The sequence below is a fragment of the Citrobacter sp. 21OH12SH02A-Citro genome, from assembly GCF_027919895.1.
GTDB classification, from domain to species: Bacteria; Pseudomonadota; Gammaproteobacteria; order Enterobacterales; family Enterobacteriaceae; genus Citrobacter; species Citrobacter braakii.
Genome location: NZ_CP114801.1, coordinates 1,148,492 through 1,166,346, shown reverse-complemented (window position 1 = coordinate 1,166,346; position 17,855 = coordinate 1,148,492). Strand labels below are relative to the sequence as shown.

Here is a 17,855-nt window from a genome sequence, read left to right as displayed (position 1 = left end):
TTAGTATACAAATTAGCTGTGACAGTTTTTGTCAGTATTCTTTCTCCTCGCAGATTCCTTCTTTTATTCTCCATTTTTTCAATAAAACTGTCCTGCTTTCTCTATATATGGAACCCAGTTGTACTATCTCTTCAATCTTGTCAGTTCTAAAATGACGAAAATCATTTCTCATCTCACACCATGCAACCAAAAGCCAGCATGACTCCATATATACCAATCCGATGGGCCATATGGCTCGAGAAGAGTAAGTATCTTTCTTGTCACAATACTTTATTTTGATTCTCTTGCGCTTTTTAATAGCATTGCGGATGTCTTCAAAAAACACCTCATTATTTTCTGAAGGGCCGATCAGATAAGATTGACTCTCAATAAGATTTTTTAATTCACCGGGAATGACAGCGTGGATTTTGGCAAGTGCATTCCTTGCGGTATTTTTAAAATCATAATCCGTATTATGAGATACCCAATTTAACCCAAGCGTAATAGCATTGATTTCTTCATGAGAAAGGTTTAAGGGTGGCAAATGAAAGTCAGACTTAATGATATAACCAATTCCAGCACCACCTTCAATGCACACGCCTTGATGCTGTAGCGTTTTTATATCTCTGTAAAGGGAGCGCACACTTATTCCTAATCTTTCAGAGAGAGTGGATGCAGTGATCGGATATCTTTGCGCCCTTAATATCTGTAGTAGTTCGAGAAGCCTTTCTGTTCTGGTCATGTTGATAAATCCATCTTGATTCTGAGACAAAATCTTAAAGCATCTGTTCGATAAGCATCTTAGTACAAAGTAAGCGTACACGCTTAAGTTGAACTTCCCCCTGGATTAAGGATAGCGTTGCATCAACCCGTTGAACTCACACCTCATAGAAGACCTTTAGCCCAGTTAGCCTGTCCGCTGTATGCCAGAGACGCTCTAAAAGTTGATGGTTCGTTTTGCAGGGAGACTTACACATACTTAATATGTCCATGCTTAATAACGACAACCACTTATTATTTAACCTAACACTGAATGCGTCTTTTTGCCCCACCACAAAATTACCGTATTGATCGCTCCCAGCTGCACAAAATGGATAAATACCGTTATCAGCACTTACAGTTTTTTCCTAAAGCCAGCGCTTCGTTCGTGTGCCATGCTTAATCACGCTAATAACTTATAACGCTAAGCGAGGATATTATGAAAAAGACAATTATCGCATTATCTGCAATTCTGCTGGCTTCTCCCGTTATTGCCGCGACGACACACGCAACTGATAATGATGTAGCCGCCGCACACGAAAATGCTAATACCGCAAAAGAAAAACTGCATCAGGCGCAGAATCAGGGCGAAGAGCAACAGTTAAAAGCAAAACATGCTGCTGAAGGTAAACAAGATGACCTGAGCAGTAAAGTTAGTGAAGGCTCACAAAAAGCCTGGAATACAACCAAAGAAGGTACTGAAAAAGGTTGGAATGCAACAAAAGAAGGTACCGAGAAAGGCTGGAATAAGACCAAAGAAGGTGCTGCCTCCGTTGAGAAAAAAGTCAGCGAGTAATCTTCCAGCCATTCAATAATAAAAAGCCGCTTTCGCGGTTTTTTATTATTAGCAATCCTTATAATAAACGTAGAAACGCATTAAAGGGTATTGGTTTACTGAACAGATACCCCTGCCCAAAGCTAACGTTAATCCGTCGCAGCCTCTCCATCTGTTCTTCACTTTCTATTCCTTCCGCCACCAGTGGGATCCTGGCCAGTTCAGACAGGTGAACAATATTGCTGATGATAGTATCACTCACGCCGCCTTTACCCAGTGAGTCGATAAACATCTTATCAACTTTCAAGAACCGCGGCGAAATGCGTTGCAGCGCAGCATAGTTAGAATATCCGGTCCCAAAGTCATCCAGGGCTAGCGCAGCGCCTGCCTCTTTCAGGCGCCTCAGAACACTTTCACGGATCAGATTCTGCTGCCGTTCGGTGATTTCCAGCATTACGCCAATATGAAACAAGTTCATCCGCTGAATAAAGGCGATAGTGGCATCGGTAAATTCATGATCCTCCAGTGAAAGTGGAGGTACGTTAATACCGATATGAAATGGTATATCACACTGAGCCCTAAGGCACCGCATATCAACCTCTACCTGCGTCAACAATTTCAGCGTCAGCGCATTGATCAAGCCGCTATGTTCAGCCGTGTGGATAAATTCGTTAGGGGGAATAATTCCCTGCTCAGGGTGATTCCAGCGAACAAGCACTTCAGCCCCGACGATTTTTCCGCAAGCGAGTTCAACGACGGGCTGATAAAACGGAATAAATTCATCATTATTAATCGCACGTTGCAGTATTTTTATCGGTGATATCCGCTGCGCCCGGCGTAAGTGGAAATATAACAGCAAAGACAGAACCACAAATAAAATAAGAAGATAATGATTATCCCGCGCATAATCCGCAATGCCATCCTGTGAATCCGTCACAATCCAGAAAGGATAGTTTTGCGAGGCCATCTGCACGAAAGGATGTTTTTCTGGATACAATAAAAAATGCACATCAATTTTTTCTTTACGGGCAAAATCCATAAGAATTTTATCGATCGCCGCTTTATATACTGCAACAGCCACCACCTGCCCCTGAAACGGAAAATAGATTATATACATCTCCGTGTTCAGCCGATAAATCTGTTCAATCATCAGTGAATGTGTGGTCGTTCCATTGGAAATAATCCCCGGCGATTCTCGACCTTCAAGAGAAGAGCAGTTCCACTCACCGTTCCTGATGATACTGACTGAACGAATCTTCTCGCCAGACGCCGTAAGAAGACGCAATTTTCGTAGCAGATCGTCAGTGCAATTCTCTTGTATATGTGCGCTGGCTAACACAGCCAGTGTATTTACGTCGTCAAATATCGTATCGATTTCTTCGACCAGACTATTTATCGCGTGTTCTCTGACTAGTTGTCCCTCTCTATCCCATTGCTGCCATGAAGTCAGCACACCGGCCAGAAGAAAAAGCAACACCAGCATGATGGGTGTGATTTTCTTGGTTACAGACATGATTAACTCGTGTTGTTGAACAGAGCGCCCCGAAGGACGCTTTTTGAGATTATTTCAGGAGGAAATGGCCAGACTGACATGCGCCAGTCTGGCTGAACTTGCCCAGTAGAATCAGCTTAGAAGTTCCATTTCACACCTACCATCGCAGCGCTGTCGTTATACCCTTTGTCGCCAGCCTGAACCCCGATATTGCCCCACAGATTAAGACGAGGACTTACCTGTCCCTCCACACCCACTTTTACCTCGGCAATATTTTTCGCTCCATCCTGGCGCACATTCACGCCATCCATGGTCGTACTGAAATCGCGTGAATTGTGCAGCCAGTTCAGCTCGGCAAACGGCTGGAATTCACGCTCTTTAGCGTTATCCATCTGGTGATGGCTCTTAATCCAGGTTTTCAGGCCCAGCCTGGTCTGCACATTACCATTACCGTTGCTGGTGATACGGGTACCGTTACTTTCACGATGGTCGTTCGCCTTCACTCCCATCCAGACTGCCTGCGCCTGAGGTTGTATGTACCATTCGTTCAGCGTTCCGTGACTGCCGGCAAACTCGCCCATTTTTTGGGCATATCCCATTTCCAGCGAAGCGGTAACCCCTTTCGATTTGTACGATTCGCCTTGCAGGTCATCGCCTTTAACATTGTTATCAAACCAGCTGTACTGAGCCCAGCTGTCCAGCCAGGCGCCGTTATGCGACGCATCATTGGCATACCACGTGGCATAAACACCGGTGCTGTAGCCATTCACTGAGCCTTTTGAACGATAGCCCGTGCGTGAAGACTGGGTATTGCTGTGATCGTTACCGTAGCCCGCCATCACGCCAAGGTGCCAGCGATCAAGCCCATTCTGGCTCCATTGCGCAATGTCGCCCCCCAGTTGCAATACGTAACGGTTGCTCTGGGTTTTCAACTGACCGCTACCGTCACGCCAGTTGTTGTGCCCACCGACGTGGCGCATCCACATGCTGGTGACTTTCTGCTCGCCGGTCAGGGCATCGATATACTGCGTTTCGCCCAGACGATCGTGCAAACGGGTGACGAACATGTTGTTGGCTGCCGCCAGGTTAGCCGTGTAGCTGCCGCCTTCCGGACGCAGATCTTTATCGGGATCCGGATCCGGGTTTGGCTGCGGATCGGGGTTGGTTTTACCGCTGGTCAGATACCAGTTGCCGCTGTTTTCATCCTGACCACGTCCAAGGCTGTAGTCATATGCCCCCGCCACAATACGTCCAGCCTGAATAAACTCACCGTCCGATACGCCATCAACATGGATAACTTCGATACCATCAATCGTTGCAGCACCTTTCCCGCCGGCGTTAGTGACGCTGACAGAAGTAGTGCCACTGGTATCACCTTTCACCACCAGCTTATCCGTAACGGAATTGTCATCCCCCAGCGCAGTGTTTAAGGAAAGATGACCATCATTACCCGTGTAATTGCCATTGATCACCAGTTGATTACCGGCCTGCTGACCATTCACACCGGTTGCGAGGATACCGCTGTTAACCAGGTCTCCCCACACAGTGAACAGGAGGTTGTCACCGGTCCCGGTACCCACCTGCAGCACACCGGCGTTATTCACATTACCTGCGACGCCCCCTACACCCGAGAGCATCCCCGCCGTAGCTATGTTGACCTCGGTACTGGCAAGCGTGACGGGAGATGTGCCGTCCCCCAGAACCAGGCCGCCCTGCTCAATATCCGTTTTCCCCGTCCAGGCGGCGTTATCACCGACAGTAATGGATCCGGCTCCCAGCTTGGTCACGTCGCCGCTACCATAAACGTCGTTATTAAGCTGCCAGTCGGTATGACTGTCCAGCACCAGTGAACCGCTATTGTGCACCTCTGCGCTGCCCAGATTTTCTGCGGTGAACGCGGTGAGCCGGGAATCCGCATCAATAGCAAATTGTCCCGTAAAGGCACTATTGTTGCCCACCAGCGCGACATCGCTTTCGGTAAGTTCAATCCGTCCGGCATCGCTGATGCTGTTGTAAAGTACACCTGCCGCCTTATTCATCGTCAGCGTTCCCGCCGCCACAATATCGCCCGTGCCGAGACCCAGCGTCGTGTTCATCAGCACGCGCGCGCCTTCTGCAATGGTCGTTTTTGCCGTCAGCGTGCTGTTTTCACCGGTGATGGTCAGCGTATCGCCATTGATGTTTAGCGCGCCACTTCCGGTCAATATTCCATCGGCTGTTCCGCCCTGCTCCAGGGTCAGGCTACCGCCATTGATGTTCAGCAGTGAGTCAGCCCCCGCCGTCAGCTTACCGACAGTCTGGCTATGACCATTCATGTCAAAACCGGTATCGGCGGCCAGACGTAGTTCACCGGTCTGTCCCAGAACATTATCGTTTTTCATCAGCAGGTTGCCGCTGCGCACATCGGTGATACCGGTGTAATCGTTATCCATATTCGACAGCGATACCGTCTGGCCTTTGGCGCTGTCAAACGCCAGATCGCCACTGCCAGTCACGCGAGCGCTCAGATCTGCGGCATTACCGGTTTTTCCGTTCGCATCCAGGACCAGTGCATTGTCTCCGGATGCGAGCAGTTCGACTTGTGTCAGACCATAGCTAATGTACAGTCCATCATCGTTATCCCCTCCGGTGAGGCGATAATCATAGGTTCCATTCGCAACAATCTCGCCATTTTGGCTGATGCCGGCTTCAACTCCATCGCTGATGATATTGCCATTGCTATCGGTCAGCGTCAGATTGCCCGCACCGCCGGTGACGGAAGAATCAGATGTTGCCAGTTGAATCAGGGACTGCGCATCGTCCTGCTCAAGAAGTGATAGCGTGGTATCAGCCAGCGGACGATCGTTCGTAATCGTGCCGGTATCAACCTGCACGGTTCCGCGTCCGGAGAGATCCATCGCGCCAGCATGAATTGTTCCTTCGGAACTGCTCTGCCCCGGCGTCACCCCGTCAAAGCTGACGGTGCCGCCGTTAAACGCCAGGCCTCCGATATTTTGCTCACCGGACCCCACGTGGGTGACGTTCCCCTCGCCTACATTTAATGTTGCATGGCTCAGCGCCTGAGTGTTTAATCCAGCCAGCTCAAAGGTGCTGTTCGTTAGCGCCAGCGTACCGTTGAATCCATCTGCCGCATTGTTGCTGGTAAAATCAAACGCATTACCGCTGGCATCAACGGCGACAGTTCCGGTTCCCGCCAGATGGCTATTAAAAGCCAGCGCAGCGTCGGAATTCAGCGACAAGGTGCTGGTCGTATCAATGTTGTAACCCGTACCGGTCGCATCGTTTTGGTTATCACCCAACGCAAAATCAACATTATTAACGGTAAATACTGAACCAGCAGTCAGATCGATATGCTCCATGCCGGTAATAGCATCGGCGTGATTGAGGATGTACTGTGCGTTATTCAACTGAAGTGTATCCTCCCCATCACCACCATTGAGGCTGGTAAACAGCGAGGTTTCTGTCTCTTTGACATCTTTCAGTAGGTACAGATCGTTACCACTGCCCGTCTTGATGTCGGTTGCGGTACTGCCAGACTCCAGCGTAACGGTGTTATCACCGCTCATCAGGTTAACCTGACCAACAATGCTGGCTCCCGCCGCGTTAGTAAACGCGATGCCTGCCCCCGAGAGCATTTCTACCGCTTTTTGCGACGCATCCAGCGCTTTAATAACGCCTTTATTGATAAACGTTTCCAGGGAACCGTTATCAACATTCACCACCGCGTGGCTGGTCGATTTCGATGTCAACTCACCGGCCTGTTCAACATTTTTGGTCGTGCCACCGACAATCAACGCTTCACCACCGTTAGCGTCGAGTACGTTAACGCTGACGCCCGTTTTCAGGTCGGTTGACGCATTGGTGACGATCCCTTTACCCGCAGCCTGCTCAACATTGATAACCAGATCGCGCGAGTCAGACATATCCAGCGTTTGATTCGTTTCGCTGCCGTCGATATTTTCAAACAGGATCCCCGTACCGCTCCCCGTAACATTAATCGTTCCGGAGTTGGTCTGCGCCAGGGATGCTCCGGTATGAATACCGATTCCATTCCCCACACTGATAGTTGTATCTTTTAGCTGGATACCCGCAATGTTGGCGACGTTTTCAATCGCGCTTCCTTTACCCGTACTGTCCATCGTGATGATGGCTCCATCGACCAGCAGACCTTTCGCACCGGCGGCCAACAAGATACCGTGCGCATCTCCCGATGCTTTGGTTTCTCCCGAACCCGTCAAACTTAATGACGCATCATTGCCCACGAGATAGGCTGCGGTGCCATCCGTCGCGGTAACCGTCGCATTGTTGTTCACAACGGAATCAGCGCCTTCGATGCTGACCGCCACGCCATTAACCTTGATATCGCCGTCGTTATTCAACGTACCACCGGAAACCAGCACGCCTGTGCTGCCCGCCTGGTCAAAGTCGATGCTGCCTTTATGGTTGAGCGTACCGCCGTTGCGGGCGATGTAGCCGAAAGCACCATCCGCCGTATTACTGGTATTCAGCGTGGCGTAACTGGTCAGGATTGAGTCACCTTTCTGATTCTCATCGACATTCCCGGACAAGTCATAATAATTACCGTCCACAATCCCGGCGGTGGTATCTTTACCGGAAAGTTTCACGATCACCGCGTCTTTGGTGATAACCCCATCCGCTCCGCCTTCAACCCGAATCCCGGTCGCGCCGTCACCCGTGATACTCAGCGATTGCGAGCCGGAATCAAAATGGCTCCCCGTCCCGGTCACCTGCAGAATAGTGCTGTCGGTGCCTGATGCCGTCATTGTCGTACCAGACGACCCGCTGCCATCAAAAGTCGCACCACCTTCTATGCGATATAATGTTGACCCTTCAGTCGAGACATCTTGCGTATTGGTAGAGGAGGCGTTTACTTTTGAACCTTCACCATAAATAAAATAGCCAATCTGGTTTTTGCCACTGGTAAATGAGACTTTGCCTGTATCGGTAATATCGATAACACCGCCGTCACGAACGTGCAGACCAATAGCGTTATCAGCAGCAAGATTCACACTCCCACTCATCGTGAGTTGAGACCCGGTCCCCTCGACCCAGGCACCAATATTTTTTAATGTATTATCCGTGGTACTACCATTGGTGATATTTATCGTGCCCGAGTGAAGCGCCTGACTCCCTCCCTGCAGTTCAATACCGCTGGCGCTGTACCCATTGAGGTTAATCGTGCCGCTGTTTACCAGCCCTTTTGCACCGTTAATCCCCATCAGGCCAATATTTTGCGCTGAGCCGATGCCATTGATGTCAATGACGCCGTCCTGGGTAACGTTGATTGCACCAGGAGACGCACTGCCGTTTGCCTGAATGGCAACAGCATTCTCGACTTTTTCTCCGATCGTGATGTTCCCGGTGTTATTGATGGTTCCACTCTTCACAAACATACCAATGGCCGGAAGAGTGACCTGAACGTCACTGCTCGCCTCATCTTTTACCGCTTGTGCAGTGCGTCCGATGTAGAGCGTCCCGTTATTAGTAGCCACGGCATTACGTTGAACAAACACGCCGTAGGTATAGACACCATCGGAAGATTTCGCAGGCTCACCTCCGGTGGCAATATTCATTACTCCGTTATTAATAAAGGTCGCCGTGTCATTCATCAGCACGCCATAGGCGTTATAGATATCCTGATGCGAGGCAAGGTTGATGACGCCGTCGTTCTGTACCTTTGTCGTCCCGGTCGCGAGAATCCCGGTATGGGCGCCAACCCACGCATTTTTCACATCAAGACTGGTACCCGCATCAATAACTCCATTGTTATTTACGATGCTATCACGCGCTGAAACGACATAATCACCACCGGCTGCACCGGCGGCAACCCCCAGTGTGCCGTTGTTATTGAGGGTGGCTCCGTCGGTCAGCGTCACCACGGAGGTATCGCTAAAAACCGCCTGAATATTGGCATCAGCAGAAATATTGACGACAGAGCGCGCACCGGAAGCTTTAATAAAACTGTTCACATCACGATTCGCAGCCTGCAACACCGCATCGCCATCCGGGATATTGGTGTCGAAGTGAATGTTTTTCTGTTCCGTGGTATAGGCTTTATGAAGCTCAGCTTCGTAGTCCGTGGGCGAAAGTTGCCCAGCCTCTACGGCTTTCACCAGAGCATCATTGTAGTTTTTTAAATCATCAAGATTATTAACCGTATACTCGCCAAGCGCGCTGGAGAAGGTGCCGTTATAGGTTGCGGTATCAAAGTTATAATCTTTACCGGTATTTTTCGCGACATTACCAACGTTACCGCTTTGCACGATGGTTTTGGCGTTGTAATTCAGTACCGCGTCTTTAGTGTCACTGGCGCTGCTCTCAACGTTATAAACTCCAGAGACCTTGGTGACAGCATTGAAGATATTTGCCGAGTTCGATGCCCAGCCGCTTTCCGTTGAACCAACATTCACATCAAGCGTGCCGCCTGATGTCACTGTCGCCAGCTTCATATTCACATACTGCCCATCACCGACGCTGACCCCCAGATAAGTCGTCAGATCGCCAACGCTGGTAGAGGCAAAATTATCGCTGTCATACACCTGGACTGTACGCGAAGCCCCGGTGATGGGGTCAACGTATTGAATGCTGTGGGTACGACCACCTAAAGTCGTCTGCGTCAGATTTATATTTTCACTACCTGACGAAATATAACCATTATCCATTGCCTGCTGAATAGTCATCGTTTTAAAGCCCGATGCACCAGAGGCGATGCTGCCATATCCTTTAGTACCGGTGATAATATTCATGGTTTCACCGTCACCGACAACAAGTTGCCCTGCGCCATTAGCGTTAGTCGACGGTAAGTAATCAGGCAAGATGTAGTCAGCGGCAAAAGCATATATTGAATGCGTAGCCAGTACGGCACCTATTATACTTAGCACAATTCTTGAAATATTAAATTTATGCGTTCCAGATTCAATGCGAGCAGAACTATTGGTTTCCACAGAAGCACCACAACGTTTTGCCAGTTCAGAAACAACAACCGCGCAAGAGTGCGAAACACTCCATACCACTTTAAAAATCTTGTTCATCATTACCATTCCGAATAATTCCACGAATACCCTTCCTGGGAAAAATTCGTGGTCACATAGCATTATGGGATGCTCATAATTACCCAGCGGTCAGATACCTCTTCTCTGGAGTTTTTTCCGCTGAAACATTGAGCGATCTGTACATGACGAATGGTATTACCGCATCAACAACCAATCTATTTATACTGATAAATTTGCAATTTATAGATGTTTTATCTAAAAAGATAAGTGATTATAGATTTAAGTATCGATATCATCACAGGAACACATAAGCAACTGTTAATGAATTGCATAAACAATGTAATATGACGACCTAATTTTCTACACAATAAACAAACATTTCAAATTAAATAAAACGCATATTAATTTATTTCATATCTCGTAAAAAAAATTTATAATCACAGCTCTTAAACAACAAACAACTTATAAGATAAATCTTATTGCATGGGTTATATTGAAAAAACATAACCCATTTGAGTTACTTAAATTATAACTGCGAGAAACAGGGATTTCAGTCAGTCGAAAACACACCTCGCGATAAGCAAGTTCCGCGGCATCTGTACCGCCAGGGGTTGAATGTAATAAGTAAAAAATATCAAAGCCTTTCTAATTGTTGTTTAAGACGCTTGATACCATACTATTTTTAGATTATTTTACTTAAGTAACTTTTCGTTTACTCATTATAAAAATGCCACTTACTAAAGTTACTGACAATTTGTAAATCAACCAGAGACTCAGAACTACGCAGTCCTCAAACCGGCGAATGATTATAATGGTCTATCTGAAAATAGTAGCACTCTTATAATTTAATCAGAGTGAAGCAGGTATTTATACTTAAAATGAATAATTTCATAGTTTTTTATGCCAGAGGGGATATTTTACAATGCTCAAATGCCCCCCTCCTCCTGCCTCGGCCCTGTCACATCTCACGATACTGTAGTGAAGAAGAAATACCACTATGGTTTATAATTAAGTAATACTCTGTTAATGATGAAAAAATGAAATATCTAATTAACAATGAAGTTACATTTAGGACTGATGATGGCGTTTTGGCGAGTCTGAGTCCGTCGGACAACTCACTCACCCTGTCTATTACCGCAAACAGGATCTTCACCTATCTCCTCGAGCAGGAAGGGAAAGTAGTCTCGAGAGAAGAGATGTTTACGAATGTCTGGGACAAAAATGGTCTGCAAGCCTCAAACAACTCATTAAGCCAGTATATTTCTTTGATTCGTAAAGGATTACAGGAGCTCGGTTGTGAACACGAGATCATTCAAACCGTACCACGGGTCGGCTTTTTCATCGCTGAAGGATTGGTAACCACCATAGAGGAACCGCCTTTGGTTTCCGCGGCGTCCCTCACTCCCGCAAAAGCCACGCCTTCCCTGTCAAAACGCGTAAAAATGATGCTGCTTGCAGCTGGGGGCGTCTCATTATTCATGCTTCTTTACCCAGTCAACACATTGTTTAACAGCACTCAAAACCACCTTCCCGTCGTGCAGTTGTATAAACTTGGCAATATCGACCTCTGTCCGGTCTATACCGTTTTTGAAAGCTCACGAGAAGTGGCAACTGCGAAACTTGAAAAAGCCAAAAAAATGGCTGATTTACACCTGAAGTGTCTGGCTGGCGCATTGTTTATTTTCCAGCCTGACGATCTGTACGTCTACGGCGAAAAAGGTCGCATATTTTTATCCCGCTGTACTTTCAATAATGCAGAAAAAACAAAGTTTGCTGGATGCAAGGACCTTTATATCCATGAATACTAAATATAAAACCAAGATATTACTTGCAGGAGCGGCCGTTCTGGTCGCTGTCAGCGCCTTGTTAAGCGCGAATGGAATCACCCTCATTCCAGTCAATCAGGGAATAAGCGTGCATTGCGTCTCCACACTTTCACTACCCGAACTGCCCGGGGGTGGGAAATACGATGGTAGCCTGATGATCCAGTTGCAAACAGATAACACTGGCGTCATTGATTTCTCAGGGATTATTACCACAACCCCACTGGCAGACAACCGCCCAGGACGTCGCCTTATCCTGCAACGCTCCGTCAGTTTTAATTATCGGATAAAAGATAAAGGCGTCGTTTTTCTGCAAGACGTGAAAATGAGTAAACACAGTCTGGATAACGTGTCGGATGAGATGTTTATCCATAATATCTATGACCCGTTCACACCCAGTAAGCGTGCGCAAATATATAAAATTAATAATGCCTACCTGTTAGGCAATACCTTTTCGCCAACGAACGTCTGCGTTAGTAAATCGTAGTAATGTGCCGTAATCCAGGATTGCCTACCCGCCTGGCTAAACCAGAGCAGGGCACGGTAACGCATTGGCCCTGACTCCACGTGTGGCGACAGTAAATCGCTTTCCCTGTCGCCACACACTTTCGCCCTTATCCAGCGACCAGATAAAATACAGCCTGTTATTACCATAAGCTACAATAATATTAATTTTAGATAATCAACGGCACGTTTGCTGACAATAATGAGCAAAGGGTTATTATTGGCCTGTCTTTTTTTAGCAGGAAAGTAAAATGAAAAAAACAAAAGGGTTGATAATTGTTGCCCTTGCTTTCACCCTGGCGTCATGTGCTTCAATTCCTGAGAATATCAAAGGTAATAATCAACCAGATATACAAAAAAACTTTATCTCCGTGCATAACCAACCGGGATTATATACCGGTCAGCAGGCCCGCTTTGGGGGTAAAGTCATCAATGTGATTAACAACAAAACGGATACATTACTGGAAATCGCCGTTCTGCCACTGAACAACTATGCTAAACCGCAAATAGACGCGAGCTATCAGGGGCGTATTCTTGCCCAGCAGAAAGGTTTTCTCGATCCGGTAAACTACAGAAACCATTTCGTTACTATTTTGGGGACAATTCAAGGAGATGAACCAGGATTCATCAACAAAGTCCCGTACAACTTTGTTAAAGTTGATTTACAGGGCATTCAGGTTTGGCATTTAACGGAGTCAGTCAACACCACCTATAATATGTGGGATTACGGCTATGGCGCGTTCTGGCCTGAACCCATGTGGGGAGCCCCCTACTACGCTAATACAGTAACTCAGGTAACTCCGGAGCTAGTGAAATAATCTCTGTAGTAAGATGGCGCGAATATATACCGGAGTCGGGTACTGACAAACGCCCAGCACATCACCCCGCGTTGACCTTATTGCGCCATCCTGCTTTATGAGATCCTTCACTTAGCACGCACTCTTCCTGTTACATATAATTTTACCCGCTAACACTTGAGCGAAAAAATGGGCTTTAGCCATCTCATGCCTGAGCATCTTTTGTTATTTACCGATAACTCTTCCACCCTGCCTGTAATAAAAGAACATTGGTGTTTACGATTTATTCAGGGATTACTATGAACAGAAAATGCTTACTGTTGATACCATTATTTTTTAGTAGCGTCATCATCACCGCCTGCGATAATAAACCTGCAGTAAAAACCACCGCGATGGAGCCCGAGGTCGGCGTTGTTACCTTAGCGCCCTCTTCAGTGAATATTAAAAGTGAACTTCCAGGTCGCGCGGTTTCATTCGAGATCGCCGAAATCCGCCCTCAGGTTGGTGGGATCATCATAAAACGCAACTTTATTGAAGGTGATAAAGTCAGCAAAGGAGAGTCACTGTATCAAATAGATCCTGCCCCGCTGCAGGCACGACTGGATTCAGCCAAAGGCGCGCTGGCAAAGGCACTGGCGACGGCCAATAATGTGCGTCTGACATTAAATCGGCAGTCAGCGTTAATAAAATCCAATTACGTCAGCCGCCAGGACTACGACACGACACGCTCACAGCTTAATGAAGCAGAAGCCAATGTCGCCGTCGCCAAAGCGGATCTTGAGCAGGCCACCATCAACCTTCGTTACGCTAATGTCACCTCACCGATTGATGGCATCAGCGGTAAATCCTCCGTAACCGTGGGTGCCCTGGTCACCGCAAATCAGGAAAACGCGCTGGTCACCGTTCAGCGGCTGGATCCGATTTATGTTGATTTAACACAGTCAGTACAAGATTTCTTACGCCTGAAAGAAGAGAAAGCCAACGGCAAAATTGCCCAGCAACAAGGCAAAATTCCTGTTGAGCTGATGCTGGAAAACGGCAAACCCTATCGCCATACCGGTACGCTTGAGTTTTCCGATCCCGCCGTCGATGAGACCACCGGATCGGTGACTTTGCGCGCCGTGTTCCCCAATCCTGAAGGTGAAATTTTACCCGGCATGTATGTCACGGCGTTGCTGGACGAAGGCAGCCAGCAGAACGTTTTGATGGTCCCCCAACAAGGGATTACGCATAACGAACAAGGAAAAGCCACCGCGCTGATCCTTGACCAGCAAAACGTGGTGCAACTGCGCGAAATAAACGCCGTGAAGGCCGTTGGCAATCAATGGCTGGTGACCGCAGGATTACGCCCCGGCGATCGGGTCATTGTGTCCGGATTACAAAGAATTCGTCCGGGAATCAAAGCCCGGGTCCTCCCTTCAAAACTGACCACTCCTGACGCGGGAACTGAACAGTAATATTTCAGGTATTAAGGACACTTTCTTCATGGCCAACTTTTTTATTGAGCGCCCGGTTTTCGCCTGGGTGCTCGCCATTATCATGATGTTTACGGGCGGTATCGCGATAATGAACCTGCCGATCGCCCAATATCCACAAATCGCTCCCCCAACTATTACCATCAGCGCTGCCTACCCAGGGGCAGACGCAAAGACCGTTGAAGACTCCGTAACTCAGGTGATTGAACAGAACATGAATGGTCTTGATGGCCTGATGTATATGTCATCCACCAGCGATGCGGCAGGTAATGCGTCGATTATCCTGACTTTCAAAACGGGCACGTCACCCGATATTGCGCAGGTTCAGGTACAGAATAAACTGCAGCTGGCGATGCCCTCTTTACCGCAGGAAGTACAGCAGCAAGGGATCAGTGTTGATAAATCCAGCAGCAATATTTTGATGGTCGCCGGCTTTATCTCTGATAATAACAGCCTGAGCCAATATGATATTGCCGACTATGTGGCCTCGAACATCAAAGACCCAATAAGCCGCACTGCCGGGGTGGGGAGCGTACAGTTATTCGGTTCGCAATACGCCATGCGTATCTGGCTGGATCCGCAAAAGCTCGACAAGTATAACCTCACACCTCAGGACGTCATTACCCAGCTCAAAGTTCAGAACAACCAGATATCGGGCGGGCAGTTGGGAGGCATGCCTCAGTCAGCCGATCAGCAGCTAAATGCGTCGATAATCGTCCAGACGCGCCTGCAAACTACCGATGAATTTGGCAAGATCTTCCTTAAAGTTCAGCAAGATGGTTCCCAGGTTCTGCTGCGCGATGTCGCGCGAATTGAGCTGGGTGCGGAAAATTATGCAACGGTTGCACGCTACAACGGAAAACCCGCCGCCGGGATTGCAATTAAACTTGCCGCTGGCGCGAATGCCCTGGAAACATCCCAGGCAGTCAAACAGGAGCTGAACAGATTATCGGCCTGGCTTCCGGCCAGCATGAAAACCGTTTATCCCTATGACACCACTCCGTTTATCGAAATTTCGATTCAGGGGGTTTTTCATACTTTGATCGAGGCAATCATTCTGGTATTCCTCGTCATGTATCTGTTTTTGCAAAGTTTCCGCGCAACGCTTATTCCCACAATCGCCGTTCCGGTAGTGATCCTTGGCACCTTTGCGATACTCGACGTCGCGGGTTTTTCGATTAATACGCTCACGATGTTTGGCATGGTGCTGGCGATAGGGTTGCTAGTCGATGATGCCATTGTGGTGGTTGAGAACGTAGAACGCATTATTGCCGAAGAACACTTGTCACCAAAAGCGGCGACCCACAAAGCGATGGGCCAGTTGCAGAGAGCGCTGGTCGGTATTGCCGTTGTGTTATCCGCCGTATTTATGCCGATGGCATTTATGAGCGGAGCAACCGGTGAAATTTTCCGCCAGTTTTCTATCACTTTAATCTCCTCCATGCTGCTGTCGGTGTTTGTGGCGATGAGCCTGACGCCAGCACTCTGCGCCATGCTGTTGAAATCCCACGAGGGAGAAAAAGCAAACACACATTTTCTGTTTACCCGTTTCAATCACTTCATGGAGAAATGTACTCAGCACTACACGGACAGCACCCGTAAACTGCTACGTTGCACAGGCCGTTATATGGTCGTGTACTTAGTGATTGGCGCAGGCATGATTGTGCTGTTTCTACGTACCCCGACCTCCTTTTTGCCTGAAGAAGACCAGGGGGTATTCATGACCACCGCGCAATTGCCTTCGGGCTCAACGATGGTGAACACCAGCAAAGTGCTCGGGGAAATAACGGATTACTACCTGACGAAAGAACAGAAAAATGTCGCTTCGGTTTTCACCGTCGGCGGATTTGGTTTCAGCGGCCAGGGGCAAAACAACGGTCTGGCGTTTATCAGCCTGAAACCGTGGTCAGAACGCGTTGGTGAAGAAAACTCAGTTACCGCCATTATTCGACGGGCGATGATGGCCTTAAGCACCATCAATAATGCCGTCGTTTATCCGTTTAATTTACCCGCTGTTGCAGAACTGGGAACGGCTTCAGGGTTTGACATGGAGCTGCTGGATAACGGTAACCTTGGGCATGAAAAAATGATGCAGGCCCGAAACGAGCTTCTGGCGCTGGCCAACCAGTCGTCCGGAGAGGTCGACGGGGTGCGCCCGAATGGTCTGGAAGATACACCGATGTTCCGCATTCATGTCAACGCCACGAAGGCAGAAGCCATGGGCGTTGCATTATCGGATATCAATCAGACCATCTCCACGGCGTTCGGTAGTCGCTATGTCAATGATTTCCTGAATCAGGGACGCGTTAAAAAAGTGTATGTTCAGGCCGATACGCCGTTCCGTATGTTGCCGGATAATATTAATCACTGGTACGTACGTAATGCCTCCGGCGCTATGACGCCGCTTTCGGCCTACTCATCCACCGAATGGACCTACGGTTCTCCCCGCCTTGAACGCTACAACGGTCAGCCTGCAATGGAAATTCTGGGCCAGCCGGTCGAAGGGAAAAGCAGCGGCGATGCGATGAAATTTATGGCATCGCTGATAAATAAGCTGCCCGCAGGCGTCGGCTATGCCTGGACCGGTCTGTCTTATCAGGAGGCGCTGTCCACAAACCAGGCACCAATGCTGTACGGCATTTCGCTGATCGTCGTGTTTCTGGCACTGGCGGCACTGTATGAAAGCTGGTCGATACCGTTCTCGGTAATGCTGGTTGTGCCAATCGGGGTGGTCGGCGCTTTGCTGGCGACCGACTTGCGCGGCCTGAGCAATGATGTTTACTTCCAGGTAGGCCTGCTCACCACCATGGGGCTCTCGGCTAAAAACGCCATTCTGATCGTCGAGTTCGCCGTCGAGATCATGCAAAAGGAAGGAAAAACGCCGCTTGAAGCCGCAGTAGAGGCCGCGCAAATGCGCTTACGCCCTATTTTGATGACGTCACTGGCCTTTATCTTAGGGGTTATCCCTCTGGCAATAAGCAACGGCGCGGGCTCTGGTGCGCAAAATGCCGTCGGTACGGGTGTTATTGGTGGGATGCTGGCCGCAACAGTGCTGGCGATCTACTTTGTTCCGCTGTTCTTTGTTCTCGTAGAAAACATGCTGGCGCGATTCAAAACACGGCGCTGATTCCCTGCCCTCGTACGTGATTATCCCTGGGATAAGTTTATTAAATCCCAGGGATTCTCAATGCTCTCTCAGAGAAAGGGTTCCGTTCACCTTTAGTTCTTCATTTCATTA

Annotated in this window: 9 protein-coding genes; 6 read left to right on the top strand and 3 right to left on the bottom strand. The window is 48.4% G+C overall.

All coding sequences use genetic code 11. The features are described 5' to 3' along the window. Positions 1–31: 31 nt before the first annotated feature. Positions 32–721 carry a helix-turn-helix transcriptional regulator gene (locus O6D90_RS05590; RefSeq protein WP_016157244.1) on the bottom strand — a complete coding sequence of 230 codons (690 nt, stop codon included), beginning with the start codon at positions 719–721 and terminating at the stop codon, positions 32–34. 456 nt (positions 722–1,177) lie between these two features. On the opposite strand from O6D90_RS05590, the gene O6D90_RS05585 reads away from it, so the two are divergent. Further along, positions 1,178–1,534, top strand: coding sequence for a hypothetical protein (locus O6D90_RS05585; protein ID WP_016157245.1), 357 nt, complete (start codon positions 1,178–1,180; stop codon positions 1,532–1,534). Positions 1,535–1,592: 58 nt separating this feature from the next. Here O6D90_RS05585 and O6D90_RS05580 read toward each other — a convergent pair whose 3' ends face one another. Then, a complete protein-coding gene (locus O6D90_RS05580) occupies positions 1,593–3,026 on the bottom strand; it encodes an EAL domain-containing protein (protein WP_016157246.1) in 1,434 nt (477 codons plus the stop codon). A gap of 116 nt (positions 3,027–3,142) precedes the next feature. Then, positions 3,143–10,081 carry an autotransporter outer membrane beta-barrel domain-containing protein gene (locus tag O6D90_RS05575; RefSeq protein ID WP_088583055.1) on the bottom strand — a complete coding sequence of 2,313 codons (6,939 nt, stop codon included), beginning with the start codon at positions 10,079–10,081 and terminating at the stop codon, positions 3,143–3,145. A 974-nt stretch (positions 10,082–11,055) separates the two neighbouring features. Between O6D90_RS05575 and O6D90_RS05570 the strand changes: the two genes are divergently transcribed. The 5 genes from O6D90_RS05570 (at position 11,056) to O6D90_RS05550 (ending at position 17,744) form a co-directional block, all read left to right on the top strand. Beyond that, on the top strand, positions 11,056–11,826 hold the full coding sequence (locus O6D90_RS05570) for a winged helix-turn-helix domain-containing protein (protein WP_016154092.1): 771 nt from the start codon (positions 11,056–11,058) through the stop codon (positions 11,824–11,826). Then, positions 11,816–12,328: a hypothetical protein gene (locus tag O6D90_RS05565; RefSeq protein ID WP_016157248.1), complete on the top strand. Its 513-nt coding sequence runs from the start codon at positions 11,816–11,818 to the stop codon at positions 12,326–12,328. The genes O6D90_RS05570 and O6D90_RS05565 overlap by 11 nt, the downstream gene beginning before the upstream one ends. Positions 12,329–12,596: 268 nt before the next feature. Continuing rightward, positions 12,597–13,163 (top strand): Slp family lipoprotein, encoded by a 567-nt coding sequence (locus tag O6D90_RS05560; RefSeq protein WP_016157250.1) that lies wholly within the window; start codon positions 12,597–12,599, stop codon positions 13,161–13,163. A gap of 278 nt (positions 13,164–13,441) precedes the next feature. Then, a complete protein-coding gene (locus O6D90_RS05555; RefSeq protein ID WP_016157251.1) occupies positions 13,442–14,599 on the top strand; it encodes an efflux RND transporter periplasmic adaptor subunit in 1,158 nt (385 codons plus the stop codon). A gap of 28 nt (positions 14,600–14,627) precedes the next feature. Next, entirely contained in the window at positions 14,628–17,744 is a 3,117-nt protein-coding gene (locus tag O6D90_RS05550; protein ID WP_016157252.1) for an efflux RND transporter permease subunit, read from the top strand. The last annotated feature ends 111 nt before the right edge of the window (positions 17,745–17,855 follow it).

Excerpts from the sequence above, each read along its gene's own strand:
- O6D90_RS05560 (WP_016157250.1), top strand. The coding sequence starts at position 12,597 with ATGAAAAAAACAAAAGGGTTGATAATTGTTGCCCTTGCTTTCACCCTG.
- O6D90_RS05565 (WP_016157248.1), top strand. The coding sequence starts at position 11,816 with ATGAATACTAAATATAAAACCAAGATATTACTTGCAGGAGCGGCCGTT.
- O6D90_RS05590 (WP_016157244.1), bottom strand. The coding sequence starts at position 721 with ATGACCAGAACAGAAAGGCTTCTCGAACTACTACAGATATTAAGGGCG.
- O6D90_RS05550 (WP_016157252.1), top strand. The coding sequence starts at position 14,628 with ATGGCCAACTTTTTTATTGAGCGCCCGGTTTTCGCCTGGGTGCTCGCC.
- O6D90_RS05580 (WP_016157246.1), bottom strand. The coding sequence starts at position 3,026 with ATGTCTGTAACCAAGAAAATCACACCCATCATGCTGGTGTTGCTTTTT.
- O6D90_RS05585 (WP_016157245.1), top strand. The coding sequence starts at position 1,178 with ATGAAAAAGACAATTATCGCATTATCTGCAATTCTGCTGGCTTCTCCC.
- O6D90_RS05570 (WP_016154092.1), top strand. The coding sequence starts at position 11,056 with ATGAAATATCTAATTAACAATGAAGTTACATTTAGGACTGATGATGGC.
- O6D90_RS05555 (WP_016157251.1), top strand. The coding sequence starts at position 13,442 with ATGAACAGAAAATGCTTACTGTTGATACCATTATTTTTTAGTAGCGTC.